Source organism: Bacillus cereus group sp. N6 (assembly GCF_016483705.1).
In the GTDB taxonomy this organism is placed as follows: domain Bacteria; phylum Bacillota; class Bacilli; order Bacillales; family Bacillaceae_G; genus Bacillus_A; species Bacillus_A wiedmannii.
Map to the genome: position 1 here is coordinate 1 of NZ_JAEHBI010000040.1, position 23,800 is coordinate 23,800.

The window sequence follows — 23,800 nt, forward strand, 5'->3', positions numbered from 1 at the left end:
CCTTCGTAAATTTTGTCATACAAAAAACTGCACCTCCAATTGTTAGACTGTGTCTAACAATTGGGGTGCAGTTCAAAGGCATAGCTTTTTATATTAAATCATTAAAATATCTCTTATTTCTTCCTCCGTGATTGATGATAATTTCTCTTCACCTGGCTCAATCACTTCGGCTATTAAATTTTTCTTGCTCTCTTGCAGTTCATGCATTTTTTCCTCAATTGTTCCGTGTGCTACTAATTTTATAACTTGTACTGTATTTTTTTGTCCCATTCGATATGCTCTATCAGCTGCTTGTTGTTCAACAGCTGGATTCCACCATAAATCGTATAATATAACCGTATCGGCACCCGTTAAGTTAAGACCCGTACCACCAGCTTTTAAAGAAATGAGAAATAGATCCCCTTCCCCCTCGTTAAACCGATTACATAGCTCTACACGTTCTTGTGATGGTGTACTCCCGTCTAAATAAAAGTATGGAATCGCTTGACGATTTAACTCACGACCAATAATAGACAGCATCTTCGTAAATTGAGAAAAGATTAAAATTCTCTTACCAGTACTTCTGCATTCCTCTAGTATCTCTAATAGTTGTTCAAATTTAGCTGAACTACCCTTATAATCATCAACGAATAAAGCCGGATGATTACAAATTTGTCGCAATCTCGTTAAGCCAGCTAAAATTCTAATTTTATTTTTACGTAACGTATCTTTATCTAAATGTTTTAACGTTTCTTCCCTTAATTTCGCTAAATAAGCAGCATAAAGTCTCTTTTGATCTGGTAATAACTCCGATGACTGTAAGTGCTCTATTTTATCTGGAAGCTCCTGTAATACGTCTTCTTTTAATCGTCTTAATACGAAAGGTTTTACGCGCTTCGCTATATCTTCGCGCCTTAAATCACCGAATTCTTTTCTTCCTGGTAATAATTCCGGAAATACAACATGGAAGATAGACCATAGCTCTTCTAATGAATTTTCTACAGGCGTTCCCGTTAGCCCGAAACGAAATTCAGCTTGAATTGTTTTCACTGCTTTTGCAGTTTGGGTTGTAGGATTTTTAAACGCCTGTGCTTCATCAAGAAACAGTGTATGAAACGGCCTCGCATACGATCTTATATCTCTTCTCAGTAATGGATATGACGTAATTACGACATCAAATTCCACTATGTCTTTTAATATTTTTCGCCGCTCTGTTTGATTTCCATCTGCAATAACCGCTCTAATATGCGGGGCGAATTTTTTCAATTCACTAAACCAATTGTAAACGAGAGAGGACGGTGAAACGACTAATATAGGTAGTTTCTTTTCTCGAATTTCAGGCAACACAGAATCTATGTAAGCAATACTTTGCAGCGTTTTTCCAAGTCCCATATCATCTGCTAAAATACCACCAAAACGGTAATAGGCGAGTGTTTTCATCCACTCAAATCCGTATACTTGATACTCTCTCATTACAGCATTTAAAGTTTGCGGCACTGTAAACTTTAATTTTTTCGGATTTTGAATGCTTTCTACTAAATCTTGAACAGACTCATCTAAACTTAAAACATTACCTTCGTGAAATCCGTTCATCCATTTTACACTCCGGATAAGCGGAACGTTCACTTCTTCTCCGTGTAAAAACTCTTTCCGAATACCCGATTCTTTTACAAACTGATTAATTTCATTAAATTCTTTGCTCTCTAGTGATAATAAAGAACCATTCGCTAATCGGTAATATTTGCGTTTCTCTTCAAGAGCCACTAATACACCTTTAATTTCTGCTTCCGGTATTCCTTTTATATCAAAACGAAATGATAACCAATCAATTCTTTCTTTTCTTCTCACTCTAATAAGTGGTGCTGTATCCCCTTTATGAATACGTAATTTAATTGCTGTCGTCGCATAAATATCAACTAAGCCTTTTAACGACGGAACGACGTGATATAAAAAGTTATACTCAGCCTCTTCATTATGCATAAAGTAACCACCTTCTGTTTTCGCGAAGGCACTTTCACTCATAATGTCTAAAATCTCTTTTTCCTTTTTCTCATCACGATTAAAAACAGACGGCTGTCCGTCTTCTTCTAACGGATTGATCATGACGTTTCCATAATGAAATTCAAGACCTGCTAACAAACGATTTTTCACTCGATCTAAATACAGTTTTGCTTTTAGCGACGGCGTTTCAACACGATCTGATATTACTTCATCAATGCGTACGGTTCCCAGTTTCATTAATCCTGGCACAACTTTCGCTACAAAATGTTCCATCTTACTTTCAGGAATATAAAACTGATTGCTATTTGAGCGACTCATCATCTTTTGCAATTCAATAAGTCGCATACAATCTTCCATAGGTAAATGATATAATTTCCCATCGTAAAGAGCGTTGTTATACATTTCCATCACTTGAACACGATTTAGGCCGTCTATATGAAGTGTGAATCCACCATTATTTCCTTTCGTAAACTCAAAATGTAATGGCAATAAACCGTTTGAAATTTGTAAGCCCTGAAACTGTTGTTCATTTTGTTTCAGCTGTACATACTCAACTTTAGAAAGTGAAGAGAGCATATCTTTCCACGAAGCTGGCGGTATGAATATCATACTTTCATCTTGTTTCGCATGTACTTCTAACGCATCTTCATACATTTTTTCATTATGATACATTTTAATAAGCTTCTGAATAACCGCATCTGTTTCTCGCCTGAAGCTATGTACATCTGGTGTGTATGTAAATTCATTAGAACAATGAAAAGTCTCTCTTTTCTCCACTTTAGAAAGAAATTCTCTAATATGCTTTATAAAATATGTTTGCGCAAGTTTTAACTGAATTCCAAGAAGGGCCCCACCACTTTTCGTATCCACTGGTGAACATATAAAAGCCACATCTAATATTTCACGTGTATCAAAACGGTGTTGTTTACTTTTTGGCCTAAGTGGTTTGTCTGCAAACAACTGAAACATCCCGCTCGTTAATTGATCATTTCCGCTCATATTTTCGGACATGCCGCCCGTTTGCTGGTTATAATTTATTTGTATTAGTACGGCTGCAACATGTTGACAATACGTTTGAAAAGACGCTAATGAAGGACAACTACATCTCGCAACTACATCACCTTTTTTAGCTTTTTCTACTGTAACATGAAAATCCTCATTCCCTTTTACCGTCGCCTCACAAATTTCTTTCGTTTCATCATAATGATTCACGATTACTTTATTTGCTTTATAATAAGCTTCGCCTCTTTTATATGAGGTCTCTCCGCATACTTCTTTTATAATCGATTTATTTAATGTAAAACCATTTTCTCTTACTTAACATTTTACATGCTCTACGAGAAAATATAAAATATTGATTGAACAAAAAAAGATGCTTATTTATAAGCACCTTCTTCACTCTATCTCCATCAACCGTTTCGCCTCAAAATATAACACTTGAATAAATTTTTTCGTATTAATTCGTATATGGCCAGAAGTTGCTACTTCATCCTTTGTCATTTCTGTCATCCGTTTTCTAACTACAGTGAAATCAAAAAACTTCGGAGCATAGCTTTCAAATTTTGGATTTGAAAAGTCTGTTAGTCCGAGGGAGGCTAAATGATTCAATGATTGATAAATTGCTCTGCGCACTCTTTGTTCAGATGCTTTTTTCTCTTTATCAATATCCGTATGTAAAGCTTCATCCCCTAATTTTTTTATCGTAATATAGTGAAAAATATCTTTTAACGCAGGAAAGCCAAATTCAAATGTTTGCGCCTTTTCTTGTCCGTATAAATATTCCAGCATACTAAGTAAATCTTTACTTCCGTTCTCTCCCGCAATACCAAGCTCTGCTAGTAAGAAGCGTCCTGAATCTGATATCTTTTTTCCTTCTTGTACTGTTTCACTACGCATTGGCGGCTTTTCCCACTGAAACACATTATTTAATGATTTTTGAATGTCATGTATAGAACGTTCCAAACGAATACGCTCCATCACTTTTCGTACAACAGATACTACTTCTATTTTATTTAGTGGTTTTGTAATATAATATTCCACACCAAGTGTATACGCCTCACCAATGAGCTGTTTCGATTCAACTTGGGAAATCATAATAATTTTCCCAGTAAATGAAGACGCTATATGACGAACTGTTTCAATGCCGTCTCTCATCGGCATTAGTAAATCAATAAATAAAATATCTACTTTTTTATAATTTAGCTGTTCTGCTTCAATAAACGCTCCATCTTCCGATTCTCCAATTACTTCCCCAAGATCGCCATCCTCAATAATTTGCGAAAGCATTGAACGGAAAACTTCATCATCATCTACAATATAATAAAACAAACCTATTCCCCTTCCCGCTTTAAACTGCACTCCGGTAAACAAACGATAAACTTACACCCTTTTTCAGTTTCATTGTCTTCTAACCTTACTTCTCCGCCGAGCTCTGTTACCATTTCGTGTATGTAAGAAAGTCCAATACCTGTTGACGGTGTTCCTGTTTGATCATACTTGGAAGTAAACCCTGGCTTAAATACTAATTTCTTATACTTTTGTGCAATACCAGGGCCATCGTCAATTACTTCAAAGATTACATGTTGCTCTCGTTTATATAACTTAATACGAATGAGACCTCTATCTTCAATTGCTTCCACTGCATTGGCAACTAAGTTATTAAAGATTGATAGCACTGTATACACGTGATATGCAGCGTGTTCACCTTCTATATGTTTTGAAAAACGTATATCTTTCCCTAGCATTTCAGCATATTTCTCATTTATTCTTACGATCATTTCTGTAAGCTCATGTCCTTCTACATACTCAGTCACATTTTTATCTAATAACAGTTTAGATAATCCTGCAAAAATCCTTTGATTATCCTTTTTTATTTCGTGCACTTCTCCTGCTATTTTCAATGCTGTTTTACTACTGGAATCATCGTCTGTCTGTAAATTTCGATATAGTTGATATGCTTCTTGTGTAATCAATTCTGCATTTTGTAACGTTTTTTTCAAGTGAACAGATTCTACATATAAATTTGAAAGGTGCATGAACATTTTTTCATTTTCTTTTCGGACTTGTGACTCTTTTAATTTCGTTTCATATAAAATCATCATATTTAAAAAGCCAAGTGCAAAGAAACTACGAAAAATAGCAATAATAATTAATTTATTCACTTCAGAAACTGTTATTGTTGTACCGAGTACTACCATATGATAAATCGCAAGTTCTGACATACTTGCGATAATTTCAATTGTAATTCCAAGGCACCCAATAACGATTGGTTTCTGATGAAACTTATTCACCCTACAAAGTGAAAAAAGACTTCCATAAATAAAATAATAAAAGAACACAGGATAGCGCAAATAAAATGATTCTGTCATATGAAATGAACCTTGCATGATCCAATCAAGGCATACACGGAATAAAACGACACATATACCGACAAGAATACCTGCAGCCGCTGCTGGTATTCTTCTTAAAAATAATAATAAAAAGAAGAAAAGCGGTGTCCCAAAGCTAACGCGAAACGTATCGTTAAAAGGATGAAAATTAAGCTCTCCAGCAATCGGAACAACAACCATTAATATAATTAAAAGGGATATATCTTTCTTCCATAATTGATTCCAATTCAAAGGTGCCACTTCCTATACTTTTTTCGGTAATAAAAGTGAAAGCCCGCTTATTTTTATAAACGGGCTTTATTTCTATATTCTAACCTTTTCTACCGCTTTTATTTGGCGATACTCTGGTTCCCAGATTGCTTCTTTCACTGCAATCTTAATATCGTTATCACTTAAGTTCTCTCTAGCAACACCTTCTGCAACGGCAACTTTCGCTACTTCAATTGCAACCATTTCCGAGATATTACGTAACTCTTCAACCTCTGGCAAAATAGGTGCTCCTGGCTGACTTGTGTCTACCATGCTTGCAACTGCTTCAGCAGCTGCTGCGAACATTCCATCCGTCATGACGCTTGCACGTACAACAATTGTTCCAAGACCAAGACCTGGGAAAATAAGTGCGTTATTTGATTGTCCAATCACATACGTTACACCGTTGTATGTAACTGGTTCAAATGGACTTCCTGTTGCAACTAATGCTCTTCCTTCTGTCCACTCGATTAAATCAGCTGGTTTTGCTTCAGCAAGTGGCGTCGGATTCGACATCGGTAAAATAATTGGTCTTTCTACGTGAGAAGCCATTTCTTTAATAATCTCTTCTTTGAATGCTCCTGCAACAGTTGATGTACCGATTAAAATTGTCGGTTTTACATGCTTCACAACTTCAGCAAGTCCGATCACATCATTTTGTTTCCACTCACTTACTTCCGCTTCTTTTCTTGCATATGGAATTTGGAAATCAAGAAGATCTTCCATATTATCTGTAACTAACCCGTTACGATCAATACACCAGAAACGCTTATATGATTCTTCTTCTGATACGCCAACGCGGACCATTGCATCTCTAACTTGATCTGCGATACCGATTCCAGCCGTACCAGCACCAAACACAACAACGCGGTGTTCACTTAAAGGTACACCCGAAACTTTCACTGCCGATAACACAGCAGCAAGTGAAACTGCACCTGTCCCTTGAATATCATCATTAAATGTACAAATATCATGACGATATTTATCTAAAATTTTTCGTGCATTTCGAGAGCTAAAGTCTTCCCAATGTAAAAGTGCTTTCGGGAATTGTTTATTCACTGCTTGTACAAATGTATCAATAAATTCATCGTAAGCTTCACCAGTTATACGAGGGTGACGATTTCCAATATAAAATGGATTGTTTAATAGTTCCTCACGATTTGTACCCACATCTAAAATTACCGGTAATACACGGCTAGGATCGATACCAACTGCGGCCGTATAAACAGCTAATTTCCCGATTGCGATGTTTATACCACCAACACCCCAGTCACCAATTCCAAGTATGCCTTCTCCATCTGTTACAACGACTAAATCAATGTTTTCAGCTGTTGCACCGATATTCGCAAATGCTTCTTCAATACCCGACGGATCGTTAATTGATAAATATACACCACGCGGTTTACGATATTCATGACTATATCTTTGAATCGCTACACCAACAGTTGGTGTATATACGATTGGTAACATTTCACGTAAATGATTTGTTAATATACGATAAAATAACACTTCGTTTCGATCATGTAACGCTGTTAAGTATACATTCTTTAATAAATCGTCCGGCTGAGAACAAAATTGTTCATACGCTCGGCGTGCTTGTTCTTCTAATGTTAAAACCGCTGGCGGTAATAACCCTTTTAAACCTAATTCTTCTCTCTCTTCTTGCGTGAAAGCGACCCCTTTATTTAAAAGTGGTGTTGATAATACTTCTACTCCTCTTAATGTCGTTTCTAATGAACCATTAGAAGCTACTGTAAACTTACTCATAACATCCCTACCTCTATTCATATATAGCATTTCTATATTGTAAACAAAAAAGAGGGGATTGTCCCCCCTCTTCTTTTAATTTTTCTTTAAAAGAGTTGCTCCTGCAATCCCTGGGTGTGTCATTTCGAATGGATCTAGAATTAACTCTAAGTCTTCTTGTGACAGTACACCGTTTTTCACACAAAGTTCTCGAACGGATTGACCTGTTGCAATTGCTTCTTTCGCAACGCGAGCTGCTGCTTCATAACCGATATGAGGGTTCACGGCTGTAATAATCCCTACACTCTTCTCAACATACTCTTTTAAGCGATCTTCATTCGCTTCAATTCCTTTTAAGCAATTATCTGTAAAGGCACGGAAACCGTTATTCATAATGCTAATAGATTGAAGTAAGTTGAAAACAAGTACTGGTTCCATAACGTTTAATTCTAATTGTCCTGCTTCTGAAGCAAGGCAAATTGTATGGTCGTTACCAATTACTTGGAACGCAATTTGATTAATTACTTCTGGCATAACAGGGTTCACTTTCCCTGGCATAATAGAAGAACCTGGTTGACGAGCTGGTAACATAATTTCTGCTAAACCAACACGCGGACCTGATGCCATTAGACGAAGGTCATTCGCAATTTTAGACATATTCATCATACATACTTTAAGTGCTGCTGATACTTCTGTGTATGCATCCGTATTTTGCGTTGCATCTACTAAGTCTTCTGCACCAACAAGTGGTAATTCACTGATTGCAGCTAAATGTTTTACAACTGCTTCAATATATTCTGGATCTGCATTTAAGCCTGTACCAACTGCAGTTGCTCCCATATTTACTTCATATAGATGTTGACGTGATTGCTTGATACGTTTCATATCACGTTCAAGTACGCGGGAATACGCTTTAAATTCTTGTCCAAGACGAATTGGCACAGCGTCTTGTAAATGTGTACGACCCATTTTAATAACATGATCGAACTGCTCTGCTTTTAATTCAAATACATCATGCATATACCCCATCGTTTGTAATAAACCTTCTAATGCGTTTAATGTTGCGATATGAATCGCCGTTGGGAATGCATCGTTTGTTGATTGCGCCATGTTTACATGACTATTTGGACTAATATAATGATAGTCTCCCTTTTCCATTCCTAATAATTCAAGAGCACGATTGGCCATGACTTCATTTGCGTTCATATTCATTGAAGTACCTGCTCCGCCTTGGATTGGATCTACGATGAAATGATCATGCCATTTTCCATCAAGAATTTCTTGAGCAGCTTCTGCGATCGCGCCGCCCTTGCTCAATTCCAATCTTCCTACATCTGTATTAGCAAGCGCTGCAGCTTTTTTTACAATTGCGAACGCTCTAATTAAACCTTCATGGATTTTATATCCTGTAATTGGGAAGTTTTCAACTGCACGCATTGTTTGTACGCCGTAGTATGCATAATTCGGTACTTCTTTTTCACCTAAAAAATCTTTTTCAATTCGAACACCATTTTTAACTTCAGTTAATGTTGCCATGATTATTCACTCCTTAACGATTTCTTATGCTGCTTTTGTTTCTTTGACTGTTTCTACATATTGTTTTGCTTTCTCATCATCGAATTCGCCTTCCCACTTCGACATAACAATGGCCGCTAATGCATTTCCTAATACATTGACAGATGAGCGAATCATATCTAAAATGCGGTCAATTCCCGCAATTAACGCGATACCTTCTAGTGGTAACCCCATTGAACCTAACGTTGCTAATACAACAACGAACGATGCACCTGGAACTCCCGCCATACCCTTGGATGTTAACATGAGAACGAATAATAACGTTATTTGCTCTGTCAGTGACATGTGCACACCGTACATTTGTGCAACAAACAATGCCGCTAACGCTTGATAAATAGCCGATCCAGTCAAGTTAAATGTATAACCTGTCGGAATTACGAAAGAGGCAACTGCCTTTGGACAACCGAATTCTTCCATTTTTCTCATTATATTAGGTAAAACAGCTTCTGAACTTGCTGTCGTAAATGAAAGAATGAGTTCTTCTTTTAAAATTTTCATTAATGTAAAAATGTTTACGCCAACCATTCGTGCATTAATACCTAATACAATCACAACGAATAGTATAACAGTTACGTATACAGCTAGCACTAGTTTTCCTAAAGGAAGTAGTGTTGCTACACCAAATTTTGCAACCGTAACCGCAATTAATGCGAATACACCAAATGGTGCAAATTTCATAACTTGATTTGTAACCCAAAACATCGCTTCGAGTACACCTTCAAAGAAGTTAAAGACAGGCTTCCCTTTTTCCCCAATTGCCGCAACTCCTAAACCGAATAATACGGAGAAGAAAATAATCGGTAATAAGTCACCTTGTGAAATCGATTCAAATACGTTTTTCGGTACAATATGAACAATCGTCTCAGCGAATCCTTTCTTCTCTGTAGCATCTGCCGTTTGTTTATAAGAAGAAATATCACTTTGCTGTAAATTACTCATATCAACGCCAGTACCTGGTTGGAATATATTCGCCGCAAGTAATCCCATTAAAATAGCAATCGTCGTAATAATTTCGAAATAAAGAATTGTCTTACCACCCAGTTTCCCAAGCTTCTTCATATCTCCTACACCAGCTACTGCAACAATTAATGCTGAAATAACAATCGGTACTACAATCATTTTAATTAAGTGAATAAATATATCCCCAATTGGTGTAATATAAGAAATCGCCGTTTTATTGCCATAAAAGACTGCCCCTACTACAATCCCTAAAACAAGCGCGACAAAAATTTGTGTTGCCAATCCGAATTTTTTCATTTATGTTCATCCCCTTCATGCGAACGCTTTCAATTTGAATTTATAAAAGCTACTCACACATCTTATAAGCGAACCTACAAAATCATACAAAAACCTACAAGTTCGTCACAAAAAATTCGAAAATTTTTCTTTTCTTTTTCATTGACACCTTTTTATTAAAAAGAGATACAATATACTTGATAAGTAATCAGATTGTTTCGTATAATCAAAAAGATATACACTTACAATAAATCGAAATGAAAAGGAGTGGATGGTATGAAAAATTATGTACAAAAATTCGTCCTATCTTCTTCTTTTCTTTTTCATTTTCTTAAAAAGGAACAAAGGCATTTGCCTTTGTTCCTTTTTTATTGCGATCTATATAGGGGGAATTGTTATGAAGCCATATAAAAGAGTCTTAATTAAATTAAGCGGCGGCGCACTTGCTGATCAATCCGGAAATAGCTTTAACTCCAAAAGATTAGAACATATCGCAAACGAAATTATATCCATTATTGACTTAGGTATCGAAGTATCCATTGTCATCGGCGGCGGTAACATTTTCAGAGGTCATCTAGCTGAAGAATGGGGCATTGATCGAGTAGAAGCTGATAATATCGGTACGTTAGGTACAATCATTAACAGCTTAATGCTTCGCGGCGTCTTAACAAGTAAAACAAATAAAGAAGTACGCGTTATGACTTCCATCCCGTTTAATGCAGTAGCAGAGCCTTATATTCGCCTCAGAGCAGTACATCATTTAGATAACGGTTATGTTGTCATTTTTGGCGGCGGTAACGGGCAGCCGTTCGTTACGACAGATTATCCAAGTGTTCAAAGAGCCATTGAAATGAATAGTGACGCAATATTAGTCGCAAAACAAGGAGTAGATGGCGTCTTTACTAGTGATCCAAAACATAATAAATCAGCAAAAATGTACAGAAAACTAAACTATAACGATGTTGTTAGGCAAAACATTCAAGTCATGGATCAAGCCGCTTTATTACTTGCTCGTGATTACAATTTACCAGCACACGTCTTTAACTTTGATGAGCCTGGTGTAATGAAAAGAATTTGCTTAGGGGAGCATGTGGGGACATTGATTAATGATGATGCTTCATTGCTTGTGCATGAAAACTAATTATCTCTCATTAAAAAAGGGTGTCTATAAAAGACATCCTTTTTCATTAACCTTTATAAATAAAAATCCACTAATCCTGCCACTTTCTCCTTACAACGCTCCCAAAACGATAACTTCTCAAAAAATTGTTTCGTCATCTCTTTCGAATCACGAAAATCTTTTGTTAATGCCTCATTCACTTCTGATATGATAGTCCCACCGTGAATATACAAATTCATCTCATCATTCATATAAAAGCTACGTGCAGTCATGTTCGTTGTACCGATAACAGTTAGTTCATTATCAATTAACATTAACTTCCCATGAAACATTCCTTTTTTATAACCATATACTTTAATTCCATTATTAACAGCTTGACGAATATAAGGATACGCTGCCTCTTTAATGAGAGGAATATCTGGTTTATATGACCAAAGTATTTTCACTGTAACACCACGTTTTTGCGCTTCAATTAAAGCATTCATAAATTCTTTATTTTTCGCTATAAAATAAGGTGTTGTAATTACGATTGAATGCTTCGCTTGTTTTATTAATTCGATATACTTTTCAGCGACGTAATGTCCATTGTAGCTAGTCATCGTATGTAATGTATTCCCTTTACTAGCTTTATTCGTACTTCTTTTTATATTTTCTTTCGTATCTCGTTTCCAATCTGAAGCGAATTGCTCTTCTAAATCTTTTGCTCCTTCTCCTCTAAGCCGCACATGATAATCACGCCAATATCCAAAATGCTTATCTTTCCCTAAATACTCATCTCCTATATTAAAACCACCTGTATAGCCAATCTCCCCATCTATCGTCGTAATACGGCGATGATTACGATGGTGAAGTGAATAAAATCCGAATGGCAATTCAGGTTTTCTACTATATGTAAAATGTACACCACTTTCCCGCAATTCACTTATCATCTTGCTTTCAAATGATAAATCATTAATGCGATCAACGGATAAATAGACGTTTACTCCTTCTTTTGCCTTCTCTTTTAATAAGTTTAAAAAAGTATGGCTACTTTTATCATCCGACAAAATAAAAAAGTACGTGTAAATAGATTGCTTCGCTTCCCTTATATCAGTAAATAACTGTTTATAAAATGACTTTCCTTCTACAAATAATTGAAAATCACTATAATGAGGTGCATACTCTGTCGGCATGTTTTTCCCGGCTTCCATTTTCCTACCTAAAGTAACATCGATATGCATCCAAATTAAAATAAAAACAACAATAGCAATAATAATAGAAGTAACTCGCAATATTTTTTTAATCATTTTGATTTCCTTCCGCTCATTTTCTTTCTACCCTTCTATTTTGTCATTCCAATTTAGATTTCATGCTTCATACAAAAAAGGATGTGACTTAACGTCACACCCTTTTCATATTAAACAAAGTTTCTCGCATCATTATTTCTTCCAAACTTATAAATAGCAATTAAGAAGAATGCTACCGCAAAGGCAATTAAGATTAATATATTTAAATACAAATCTGAAATCGGAATTCCTTGTTGTAGTTTTGATACCGTATCTAATAGCCATCTTTGCGGAAGAAAATCAGCTACTTTTTGCACTGCTTTCGGCATAATATCATACGGAAAATAGCATCCAGCGAGTAAACATGTCGGTACAATGATCATATTTTGCAGTGCGTTTGCCGATGCTGAGTTTTTCGAAAAAGCGACAAGCACTAACGATATTCCAATCGCTATTAAAGCAAATAGCATGAGTACGCCAAGCATCACTATGAAAGGCATATTGATATTCGTATGAAAAACATTCGTTAGGAATAGGATTGTAATCAGAATTTGTACTGTTAATATCATCATATTTACCCCGACATTAGATAATATGAATTTCTTCCCATCTATTGGCGTTGATAAGAGTCTAAAATACGTTCTATTTTCTTTTTCTTTTAAAATATAACCTGATAAGTTCGCTGCTGAAAATAGCATAAACATAATAAGATAACCCATCGTTTGGTTTGTCATATCTTTATTTTTCGAAGTATCTTCTAGCGTCTCAGTTTTCATTTTAAATGAACCTTTTTGATATCCTGCGTACATACTATCAAATGCACTTTGATCTGTTCCTGCTACTTTACTAATAGCTGCTATATTATCAATATAATTGTATAAATATGATTTTATAAATCCTGTTACTTGATCACCTTTAATCGATGAAATTTCAATATGATTTGGTTTCCCTTCTTGAACACTTTTTGAAAAACCAGAATCTAATGTAATAACTCCATCAAGTTTTTTGGAAGTGAGTTTATCTTCTACTTCAGATTCTTTAATTTTACTTACCTTTACATGATTTAATCCTTCTAAAAATTTCACCGTATCATTTGCTATAGATTGATTTTCTTTATTTATAACCCCGATATTTAACGTCCCTTGCCCGACATTCCCATACATTGAGAAGGAGATTAATGTTCCAATTATCGGCAAACTAATAATAATGAATAACCCTTTTTTATTTTTCAAAAGTACAGATAACGTTTTTTGTATGAGCCATAAAATATCTTTCATACTATAGCCCCTCCCGTCTACGTAATGCAATAATTGCAATTAATAAAAAGAGTGCCGAAATGCCAAGATTCAAACATATTACTGGCAGCGCTGCTCCTACATCATTTGCATAAATAATTTTCATAACAGCTGTGTTTGCCCACGTTAATGGTGATAAATTCGTAACGAAATTTTCTTCTATTACGAAATATGCACCACCAAAAATAGAGGCTAATTGCACAACTACAAGAATAATCGCTCTCGATGATTCAGCTGTTTTCGTAATATATCCAATCCCTAAACCGAAGCTAATTGCTAGAAAGATTTGTGTTAATAAAATAATAAATATGATTCCAAGATGTTCGCCCCAATTTGCTTGAAAGACAAATTTACTAAATAACATGACAAGTAATACGCAAAGAGCATTTGCTACTAGGCTACCAAGTACTTTTCCAATGAATATTTCAGCCTTACTTATAGGCGCAGCAATGAGGCGATCTCCTGTTTTACGTATTCGTTCTCCACGAATTAAAGAACTCGCTCCCATCCCAGCATATAGTGCAATCATCGTCGTCATTACAACCGCATAGTAATCCATAGAACCTGGCTTTTTCGCAGCTTGTAAAGATGTTTCTTTTATATAATCATTATGATTTCCACTTGAAATAACCGCGCTCACCTTACTAGGATCAACTTTTGCAACTTCGGCCGCTACATTGTACTTATCAATAAATGTTGTAAGCATGCCTTCCACAATACTTCCCTCAATACTACTTTTGTCACTTCCGGAAAATTTCGCACCATCTTTATTTAATTCTACATAAGCAGCATATTTATTTTGCTTCACTTCTTCTTTCCCATCTATACTGCCTGAAGCTTTTTTAAAATGAATACCCGATTTATCGACTTCTTTCGTAAATGCTTCGAACGTTTGAGAAAATGTGCTACTCGCTTCATCTTTGTAGAGCACTTGTATATCTTTAATCGCTTGACTATCGCTATCAAATGCATTCGTTAACGCTGTTCCTAACACAAGCATTAGTACAATCGGAAATGCTAACATAAAAACTAAAGTTCTTACGTCTCTGAAATCTCTTTTAATATGCATAACTGCAATATTGAAGATGTTCAATTGATGAACCTCCCTTTACCTTTTCTTCATTTACCTTTTATTTATCTCGTAAGTTTCTTCCAGTCAACGTAAGGAATACTGTTTCTAAGTTCGGGGCCTGCTCCTCTAATGAACGAATTTCAATGTCATGATTAATGAAATGCTGAATAATTTTATTTAAATTATTTACTCCTGCATCCGAGTTTACCTTGATTACGTTCTCTTCAACTTGAACAGCTTTCACACCGTTTATCTCTTTTAACTTTTCTACATCTAAATTTTCTACTGACTTCACTTCAACCCAAATGTCTTTCGTATCAGTAATAATCGCTTTTAACTGTTCTTTCGTTCCTTCTGCAATCACTTTACCGTGATCTACAATTGCTATTTTCGTACAAATCTCTTCTACTTCTTCCATATAGTGGCTCGTGTAAATAATAGTGCTGCCCATTTCATTTAATTTTCGAACCGACTGGAGAATATAGTTTCTTGACTGTGGATCAATTCCAACTGTCGGCTCATCCATAATAATTAACTTCGGTCTATGAGCAATCGCACAAGCAATATTCAGTCTTCGTTTCATCCCGCCTGAAAAGTTTTTCGGGTAACTTTTATGTTTATCACTAAGTCCCACAAATTGAAGTGCTTCCTCTACTCTCGCTTTTAGTTCAGCTCCTCTTAACCCGTACAGTCCAGCAAAGAATTTCACATTTTCATAGGCAGTTAACTCTTCATAAATCGCAATATCTTGCGGAACGATACCGATATTCATCTTCGCAAATCGATTATGTTTCTTTATATTTTTTCCTAATATGCTAATTTCACCTTCATTACTTCTTAACAACCCAGCAATCATATTTATCGTTGTACTCTTACCAGCACCATTTGATCCTAAAAAGCCAAATATCTCTCCTTCTTTAATAGATAAAGACATATTATCTACCGCGATGAAATCACCAAACTTTTTCGTTAAATTTTTAATTTCTAATGTATTCATCATTTCACCCCTATTTCGGTTTCTCTGCTATTCATTATAAACAAAAAAAATGAACCTGCTCAGTGCAGAAGTTCATTCTTTTCACATGAGATTATTCACCTTTTTCATATGAGATGATTCATCTTCGTCCCATTTTCTTATATCGGCAACAGCATTGTTACTGAAAAGCCACTTGTTCCATCTACAATAATTTTTCCGTTTACTGATGCTGTTCGCTCCTCCATCCCCATAATCCCGAGACCTTTCTTAACGAGAGCTGCACCTTTTCCGTTATCCTTCACTTGTACTTTCACCATCTTGTTAAGTACATGAATATCGATTGAAATGACTGTCGCATCAGCATATTTCATCGCGTTCGTTAGTGCCTCCGTAACATTCTCACCGATAATCTTCCACTGAATCGGTGAGATCATATCTAAATTCCCTTTATATACGAAAGGAATATTTATATCATGCTTACCGGCAAATTCCTCTATGAATAATTTCATACGATGAATGCCAATTTGCTCCGTTGGTGGCTTCATATTTTTTAATGTAACTCGAATACTTTCAATTCCATCTTTCGATATATGAATTGCATTTTGTAATAACTCGGCAGATTTTTCTTTATCTATCCCCATTAATCTCTTTGCTGCTTCCATTTGAATTAGCGCCCCTGTCATCGAGTGGCCAATTTTATCATGAATTTCTTGTGACAACCGATTTCTCTCTTCTAACTTAAATGTGTACTCTGATTGCTTTATGTACTCTTTATTTTCATTTAAGCTTTTCGTCAGCCGCTGCATATCTTTTCGCATCTTATCATTTTGTGATTCAAGCTTTAATACACGCGATATATACCGTTCTGCCATAGCTAATACGATGAAAGAAAATGTAACAATTAATCCATATGTCATTCGAATACTTTCTTCTGTAAAGATAATAGGAATCATCATAATGATAAAGAGCTGCCATTTCTTCTCTATATAACGAAATATAACTTCATATAAGTTCAATGGTAAAAATAAAATAAAAAACGGATGAACCTTCCATGTAAATAACATAACTATGCCAATTGACAGACTAGATAATATGTTTTTGTACGTATCTTGTTTAAATATAGAGATCAGCACATTTACAGAAAGATATAAAAGCAAAGTAAGTATAATCCACGGTAAGTTCACAACATTTAAATAAATGTAACTAAACACAATATAAATAAAGACAATTAATTTACTTACAATTAACCAAAATTCCATATCTTTAATCTACTTTCCCTGTTAAATAATAAATCGCAATTTGTGTGCGATGTTCAAGTCCAGTTTTCCCTAAAACTGATGTAATATAATTTGCAATCGTTCCTTCTGATATGAAAAGTTGCTTTGAAATTTCTTTATTCGAGAAACCTTTCGCAATTAATGCGATAATACTAAGTTCTCTTTCTGTAAAAAGACTTGTATCTATTTTACATTCGTCCTCTTTGCTTTCCATTAAATTGCACTTAATTTTATCAAGCACTACATCTTGCATAACAGTTTGACCGTTATATACTCCTTTTATTGCATCACGAATACGCTCTGGATCATTATTTTTTAATAAATAACCTTTCGCCCCGTTTTTTACTGCGTCCAAAATATATTCATCATCATCGAACGTCGTTAAAATTAGCGGTTTCGTTTTCGTCCCTTCACAAATGAATTTCGTTGCCTCTACCCCGTTCATATTTGGCATGCGAACATCTAAAAGAGCGATATCAACGTCGTTCTTTTTGCAATATTCCACTGCTTCTTTCCCATCATTTACTGTATCTACAACTTCGAACTCTTCATATGTATTTAAAATAATTTTCATGCCTTCTCTAATAAAAGAATTATCATCTGCTATTAATATTTTAATTTTCATGTTTGTTAGTATGGACCTTCCCCTACTAATATTCACATCCTTTCTTCACGTAACATTTCCTACTTGCTCATTATATACTTCTCTTTACCATTTTTTCACACCTTTTTTCGTATAGCTTCCTTCCTAAAAATATATTATTCTTTTTTTACAACATGTGTAGGGTGACCGATCATTTCTTACGTCTATATAATAGAATGCGTCAAAAAGGAGGGAGAGACCCATTGAGGAAAAACAATTAATTGAAAAAGCACAGCAAGGAAGCGAACACGCTTTTCGTATCCTTGTGCAAACATATCGTCATTATATTTTTCAAGTTATCTTTTCTATTTTAAGACATGAAGAAGATGCGAAAGATGTTACACAAGAAGTATTCGTAAAAATTCACGCCTCTCTCCCTAATTATCAATTTCGCGGATTAAAAACTTGGATGGCGCGTATTGCCACCAATCACGCTATTGATTATAAGAGGAAAAAAGCTAGAGAAAATGAAGAACTCTCCTTATGTAAAGAAACTGAGGAAAATATAAAATCCTCTCATAACGTTGAGGATTTATTATTGACGAAAGAGCAAAAATTACTCATTGCTCAAAAACTGAGAGAACTTCCCGAGAATTACCGTGACGTCGTTCTCGCACATTACTTAGAAGAAAAAAGTTATCAAGAAATTTCTTTACAGGAAAACATCGAAGTGAAAACAGTCGAAATGAAACTGTACCGGGCAAGAAAATGGATTAAAAAACATTGGAAGGAGGAAGAGTTTCTATGATGCATTATTCAAAAGAGGATTGGCGCAATTATACTTTAGATTTTATAGAAAGCAATGAACGTGAATCTATGGAAGAACACCTTTATGAATGTGATCATTGTTTAGCACTTTATATGGAAAGTATCGATGAACAACATGAAAACCTTCCAATGATAAATGATGTTTCATTTACGAACGAAGTTATGACGCAAATTAATTTTGAAACGCTACAACCTAATGAAAATATAAAAACAAACTCACTAAAGCGCACCATTATTCACTACATAATTGCGACTGCGGCTACAATTATTTTTATGGTAAGTGGTTTATTCCAGTATATTTTCACAGCGACATCAAATTTCGAGAAATCTTCAAAACATAACGAGTCTTCTATCTCACAACAAATTGTAAACAAATCGGTCGACACATCAAAAAAGGACGGAGGTTCAAAACATGAATAAAAATCCCTTTTTAGCACTTGTATTAGGGCTAATTCCCGGGCTTGGACATTTATATTTAAAGAAATTTGGACGGTTTATTTTATATAGTGGAGGGGCTGTATTTCTATTTATCTTTGCAGCATTTTGTACAATAGCATTAGGTGCGCGTGATATTGCTTTTCTTTCTCTATTTTTACTAGTCGTCTTATGGGCAATCAATTTATTAGATTTAGTTATCACTATTATTAACCAATCGAAAAAACAAGCAGCCGGAGAATTTACAGAGTCCTCTAAAGAAAGCGAACGATTTTATATCATTCTCCTATCCATCATCCCTGGACTTGGTCATTTCCAATTAGGGCTTATGCAACGTGGACTTACATTTTTAGTAGCTTGCACAGGGATCGGAAGTATGATTATTTTCGTTGCACTTTTAACATCACAAGAAAGTTTCCTTATCTTCCTTATAACATTACCTGTTTTATGGATTTACAATTTCTTCGATGTTGTTCAGCAACTCCAGAAAAAAGAACGTGGCGAGCAACTAGATGATCGTACTATTTTCGAAGAGTTTGAAGAACACCGTGAACAAGGAAAGAAAAGTAAAACATTCGCTTCTATTTTAGCGATGTTCCCCGGGGCAGGACATATGTATTTAGGCTTACAACGCCGCGGCCTTCAGCTTATGGCAGCCTTTTTACTTTCCATCTATTTACTTGACTTATTAAGACTTTCTGCGTTTTTATTTTTAGTTCCAATCATTTGGTTCTATAGCTTCTTTGACGCTTTACAGCAAACTGCAAAGTATGGAAAAGAACGTGTACATGACGAACCTATCATTGATTATTTTATCAATCATCAAAGATGGATCGGTATTGGGTTAATTACACTCGGTGGTTATTATTTATTAGATCAAACACTCCTTCCTATTTTGAATGATTACTTTGCAACTATATTTAACATTCATCTTAGCGAGCTATATTATCGCTATTTCCAAACATCTATCGTTGCACTCCTCTTAATTGGTGGCGGCTTTAAATTGTTACTTGGGAATAAAGAAAACAAAGGTGGTACAAAAGAATGAGAACATGGCGCGTTGGAACATTTTCAATGGGGCTTTCTATTATTTCATTAGGTTGCTTCTTACTATTTTCAGTTATAAAAGGTACTGAGGTATTAGATTCCTTAACAGCTTGGTGGCCTGTTTTACTTATTATTCTTGGCGTGGAAATTTTACTATACCTTCTATTTTATAAGAAAGAACAATCCTTTATTAAATATGATATTTTTAGTATTTTCTTTATCGGTATTTTAGGAAGCGTTGGAATTGCTTTTTACTGTTTATTATCAACTGGATTACTAGATGAAGTTCGTCATTCTATTCATACCACTCGCCAAACGAGTAATATTCCAAGTGGACAACTTGATATACCTGAATCTATCAAAAAAATTGTAGTGGATGCAGGACAGCACCCTCTAACAATAGAGGGTAATGATACAAATCAAATTCACCTTCTTGGAACATATGAAATGACAACGAAAGCTAATGAAAAACTTAATTTAAAACAAGAAGATTTCCTTTCAGTTCAAACGGCTGGGGAAACGATGTATATCACTTTAAAATCATTACCAGTTCAACATACGTTATGGAATTCAGCACCACAGGTAAAACCAACACTCGTTCTTCCGCAAAATAAAAATGTAGAAGTTCGTGCTTCAAATAACGAACTATCCCTTTATCCTGGTCAATTACAAAATAATTGGTTTGTACAAGAAAGTTCACATGTATCTGTTCATTTAGCAAAAGAAAGCGATGTATCTTTAATCGCCATAACAAACAAAAAAGAATCCCACGGAAACACACCTTGGGAACAAGTTGAAGATTTAACGAAAAAAGAAGAGAATACTTCAGAAGAAAATAAAGAATTCAACGAACAAGAACATTGGTATAAAAATTCGATTAAAACAGGCAATGGGACGTACAAGTTAAATATTGAAAAAGCTTATAATATCAATATGAGTATCATTGAAAAATAAAAACCTTCCACAATTGTGGAAGGTTTTTCTCATATAATCGCTTTAATTCCTTCTAACACTAATCCAATCATAAATCCGCAAACAGCCCCGTTTACTCGGATCCACTGTAAATCTTTACCGACGTTATTTTCAATCATTTCAATTAACGTTTTATCATCTAACTTATCAAGGTTTTCTTGTACAAGTTTTCCGATTTTCGAATGATTCTTTTCCACAAGTGTGACAACTTGTTTTTGTAACCAATCTTCTATTTTTTGAACAGTCTGTTCATCTTCTTTTATTTTATTCATTTGTGTTTGTAAAAATGGAATAACATATTTATCCGTAAACTCTTCGTTTTTCACAAAAGTAATTGCCCTTTGTTGCACTTGCTCCAGCATCTCTTTAATTTTGTCAGTAGCATTCCAATTGGCAATCCATTTTCCTTTCCAATTTTCTAATTCTTGTAGTAAAGCTTCATTTTCTTTTACATTTATAATTTCTTGACGGATTTTCGATAATATAAGTTGTCTCGTACTATTATCTGCATCTTGTAAGCTGTTAATATTGCTAATAATAAATTTCTGCAAAATGCCGCCAATTTTATCTTCATCTACAATATTCATAAACGATTTCAAAGTAAACTGTAAAAATCCATCTACTTTTATGTTTTCCATCGCCTTCATACCTAAGCTTCCGAGCTGGTAACGTGCTTCATCTTGCGCTGTCCAATCTTTCACTTTTACTAATATGTAATCCAGTGTCTTTTCATCGTACTCTTGCACTACCAATTGATCAACAAGCACTTGTAATATGTTACTTGTATTAATTGTATGCAAATACGTTTTTAATTCTTTTTCAATAATAACTGCTAACTTTTCCGTATCTATTGTAACAATCGCCTTCTCAGCAATTTTTACAATTCCCTTTTTCACAGCGTCAGACTGCATTTCTCTCTCAGCGATTTGCAGTACCATTTGCGCTAGCTGCATTTCTTTTACTTTATTCGTAATACTTTCTTTCGTCAGCCACTCATTTTCTAACGTATGAATGAGCCCTTTCGTTACTCGTTTACGATTTTTAGGTAATAACGCTGTATGAGGAATTGGAATTCCCATCGGATGACGGAATAATGCTGTAACTGCGAACCAATCCGCAAGTCCACCAACTAATCCAGCTTCAAATCCCCCTTGTATAATCTCTCCAGCTACCGTTCCTTGAAAAGGGATAGAAGCCGCAAAACCTACTCCCATAACCCCAAGCGAAATACCCGCTATATATTTAGTCTGTAATGACATCGTATACACATCCTCTTATTATGTAAAATAAAGCTTTTTTGTTATGTTTATTTGCTATTCGTTCTTTATATCTATACTATAATGAACTAATGCGAAAATAACAAAGAATTTATAATAATACATATGTCATATAAATAAAAAATGAGGCCACAATTAGCCTCATTTTTCTAATATTATTAATGACTCACCTGTTTTATAATATCCACTCATCACATCTTCTGGAACCATACTACCGCCAGTTCCCCACACAATATGAGTACCTTTCTTCATCTTCTCTGTTAACTGTTGTTTTTGTAAATACTCATCTTCTTTGCATACTTTCACTGGCCCTATCATTCCCGCTAGCGCAGAAGGCTCTAAATAAATATTTTCCGTATCAGCTAGTTCTTTTAACAATCTATATAACTCTTCATCACTTACTGTGTAATTTCCACTCAAAAATGGTTCCATCGTTTTACCGACAAATCCAGACGGTCTTCCTACCGCTAGTCCGTCCGCGTCTGTTACATTATCAATCCCGATATCTTGAACGGCAATTTTATCATGAAGTCCTGTCATTAAACCGAGTAACATACATGGAGAGTGCGTTGGCTCCCCAAAGAAACAGTGTACGTTGTCTTTATACAATAACTTTAAACCAAATGCGACTCCGCCAGGTCCGCCACCTACTCCGCAAGGAAGGTAAACGAATAAAGGGTGCTCTTCATCTACTACAATCTCTAACTCTTCTAATTGCTTTTGTAATCGCGATGCTGCTACTGCGTATCCTAAAAATAAATCATGTGAGTTTTCATCATCTACAAAATAACAGCTAGGATCTGCATCCGCTTGCTGACGCCCCTCTTCTACTGCTTTACTATAATCAGCTTCATATTCAATAACGTTTACACCTTTACTTCTTAATAAATCTTTTTTCCATTCTTTTGCGTCTGCTGACATATGAACAGTTACGTTAAAACCTAGTTTTGCACTCATAATCCCAATGCTTAGTCCTAAATTACCTGTAGAACCTACCGCAATTGAGTATTTTGCAAAAAACTCTCTACATGTATCACTGTCTAAAATGGAATAATCATCTTCTTCTGTTAACATTCCATACTGCAAAGCTAATTTCTCCGCATGCTTCAGCACTTCATTTATTCTGTTGTCAATATTTAATTTGAATTTGTAAACCATTTAATTGCATAAACTCTATAATTCTCAAAAATATAACTGACAAATTCAATTAAAATTCATCAAATATTGTTAAGGAAGGTTCGTACCCATTCCCATCAAGCTAATATTTGAGATATTTCTAAAACAAAAATTTTATATCACTGCAACAATTATTCATGAGAATTTAGATTATTTTTTGTTTTTAGAAACCATTGATTTCTAAAATTGATAGGTATTGGGTACCGCAACATCGCTATTAAGCTAAGCTTATGCAAAGTCAATTTTAGGCGAGATTGTTTCTTTTTTCTAAAGGGCAAGTGTAGGTGATTGAACAGGCGAAG

The 23,800-nt window shown here is 35.1% G+C and carries 18 protein-coding genes and 1 pseudogene; 5 read left to right on the forward strand and 14 right to left on the reverse strand.

Annotated elements, in window-relative coordinates:
- Positions 1-93: 93 nt before the first annotated feature.
- The 6 genes from JDS99_RS22735 to JDS99_RS22760 all read right to left on the reverse strand — a co-directional run bounded on the left by JDS99_RS22735 (position 94) and on the right by JDS99_RS22760 (position 10,196).
- The gene (locus JDS99_RS22735) at positions 94-3,264 is read right to left on the reverse strand and encodes an SNF2 helicase associated domain-containing protein (RefSeq protein ID WP_199695787.1); all 3,171 of its coding nucleotides are present in this window, start codon (positions 3,262-3,264) and stop codon (positions 94-96) included.
- Between the two features lie 111 nt (positions 3,265-3,375).
- A complete protein-coding gene (locus tag JDS99_RS22740) occupies positions 3,376-4,308 on the reverse strand; it encodes a response regulator (protein WP_048543316.1) in 933 nt (310 codons plus the stop codon).
- Between the two features lie 2 nt (positions 4,309-4,310).
- Entirely contained in the window at positions 4,311-5,609 is a 1,299-nt protein-coding gene (locus tag JDS99_RS22745; RefSeq protein WP_079998372.1) for a sensor histidine kinase, read from the reverse strand.
- A gap of 63 nt (positions 5,610-5,672) precedes the next feature.
- A complete protein-coding gene (gene malS, locus JDS99_RS22750; protein WP_002096733.1) occupies positions 5,673-7,385 on the reverse strand; it encodes an oxaloacetate-decarboxylating malate dehydrogenase in 1,713 nt (570 codons plus the stop codon).
- A 75-nt stretch (positions 7,386-7,460) separates the two neighbouring features.
- Positions 7,461-8,900 carry an aspartate ammonia-lyase gene (gene aspA, locus JDS99_RS22755; protein WP_048543319.1) on the reverse strand — a complete coding sequence of 480 codons (1,440 nt, stop codon included), beginning with the start codon at positions 8,898-8,900 and terminating at the stop codon, positions 7,461-7,463.
- 24 nt (positions 8,901-8,924) lie between these two features.
- A complete protein-coding gene (locus JDS99_RS22760; RefSeq protein ID WP_048543320.1) occupies positions 8,925-10,196 on the reverse strand; it encodes a cation:dicarboxylate symporter family transporter in 1,272 nt (423 codons plus the stop codon).
- Between the two features lie 376 nt (positions 10,197-10,572).
- Here JDS99_RS22760 and pyrH point away from each other — a divergent pair, with 376 nt between their 5' ends.
- Positions 10,573-11,316 carry a UMP kinase gene (pyrH, locus tag JDS99_RS22765; protein WP_048543321.1) on the forward strand — a complete coding sequence of 248 codons (744 nt, stop codon included), beginning with the start codon at positions 10,573-10,575 and terminating at the stop codon, positions 11,314-11,316.
- 53 nt (positions 11,317-11,369) lie between these two features.
- Here the strand turns inward: pyrH and cls are convergent, their stop codons facing one another.
- The 6 genes from cls to JDS99_RS22795 all read right to left on the reverse strand — a co-directional run bounded on the left by cls (position 11,370) and on the right by JDS99_RS22795 (position 17,805).
- Positions 11,370-12,581, reverse strand: a complete 1,212-nt coding sequence (cls, locus tag JDS99_RS22770) for a cardiolipin synthase (RefSeq protein ID WP_199695763.1) — start codon at positions 12,579-12,581, stop codon at positions 11,370-11,372.
- 110 nt (positions 12,582-12,691) lie between these two features.
- The gene (locus JDS99_RS22775) at positions 12,692-13,837 is read right to left on the reverse strand and encodes an ABC transporter permease (protein ID WP_199695764.1); all 1,146 of its coding nucleotides are present in this window, start codon (positions 13,835-13,837) and stop codon (positions 12,692-12,694) included.
- 1 nt (position 13,838) lies between these two features.
- The gene (locus JDS99_RS22780) at positions 13,839-14,948 is read right to left on the reverse strand and encodes an ABC transporter permease (RefSeq protein WP_199695765.1); all 1,110 of its coding nucleotides are present in this window, start codon (positions 14,946-14,948) and stop codon (positions 13,839-13,841) included.
- A gap of 37 nt (positions 14,949-14,985) precedes the next feature.
- Positions 14,986-15,924: an ABC transporter ATP-binding protein gene (locus JDS99_RS22785; RefSeq protein ID WP_001093813.1), complete on the reverse strand. Its 939-nt coding sequence runs from the start codon at positions 15,922-15,924 to the stop codon at positions 14,986-14,988.
- Between the two features lie 137 nt (positions 15,925-16,061).
- Positions 16,062-17,162 carry a sensor histidine kinase gene (locus tag JDS99_RS22790; RefSeq protein ID WP_060489834.1) on the reverse strand — a complete coding sequence of 367 codons (1,101 nt, stop codon included), beginning with the start codon at positions 17,160-17,162 and terminating at the stop codon, positions 16,062-16,064.
- A 4-nt stretch (positions 17,163-17,166) separates the two neighbouring features.
- On the reverse strand, positions 17,167-17,805 hold the full coding sequence (locus JDS99_RS22795) for a response regulator transcription factor (protein WP_060489832.1): 639 nt from the start codon (positions 17,803-17,805) through the stop codon (positions 17,167-17,169).
- Positions 17,806-18,088: 283 nt separating this feature from the next.
- On the opposite strand from JDS99_RS22795, the gene JDS99_RS22800 reads away from it, so the two are divergent.
- From JDS99_RS22800 to exsE, 4 genes are read left to right on the forward strand one after another with little or no spacing between them, the layout of a single operon-like run.
- Entirely contained in the window at positions 18,089-18,571 is a 483-nt protein-coding gene (locus JDS99_RS22800) for an RNA polymerase sigma factor (protein ID WP_240586988.1), read from the forward strand.
- The gene (locus JDS99_RS22805; RefSeq protein ID WP_199695766.1) at positions 18,568-19,011 is read left to right on the forward strand and encodes a hypothetical protein; all 444 of its coding nucleotides are present in this window, start codon (positions 18,568-18,570) and stop codon (positions 19,009-19,011) included. The genes JDS99_RS22800 and JDS99_RS22805 overlap by 4 nt, the downstream gene beginning before the upstream one ends.
- Positions 19,004-20,074 carry a hypothetical protein gene (locus JDS99_RS22810; RefSeq protein WP_199695767.1) on the forward strand — a complete coding sequence of 357 codons (1,071 nt, stop codon included), beginning with the start codon at positions 19,004-19,006 and terminating at the stop codon, positions 20,072-20,074. The genes JDS99_RS22805 and JDS99_RS22810 overlap by 8 nt, the downstream gene beginning before the upstream one ends.
- On the forward strand, positions 20,071-21,027 hold the full coding sequence (gene exsE, locus JDS99_RS22815) for an exosporium protein ExsE (protein WP_199695768.1): 957 nt from the start codon (positions 20,071-20,073) through the stop codon (positions 21,025-21,027). The genes JDS99_RS22810 and exsE overlap by 4 nt, the downstream gene beginning before the upstream one ends.
- Positions 21,028-21,056: 29 nt before the next feature.
- On the opposite strand, the gene JDS99_RS22820 is transcribed toward exsE, so the two are convergent.
- Positions 21,057-22,304, reverse strand: coding sequence for a DUF445 domain-containing protein (locus JDS99_RS22820; protein ID WP_199695769.1), 1,248 nt, complete (start codon positions 22,302-22,304; stop codon positions 21,057-21,059).
- Between the two features lie 159 nt (positions 22,305-22,463).
- Positions 22,464-23,444, reverse strand: a pseudogene (locus JDS99_RS22825) (D-serine ammonia-lyase); the annotation flags it as partial.
- Positions 23,445-23,800: the final 356 nt, after the last annotated feature.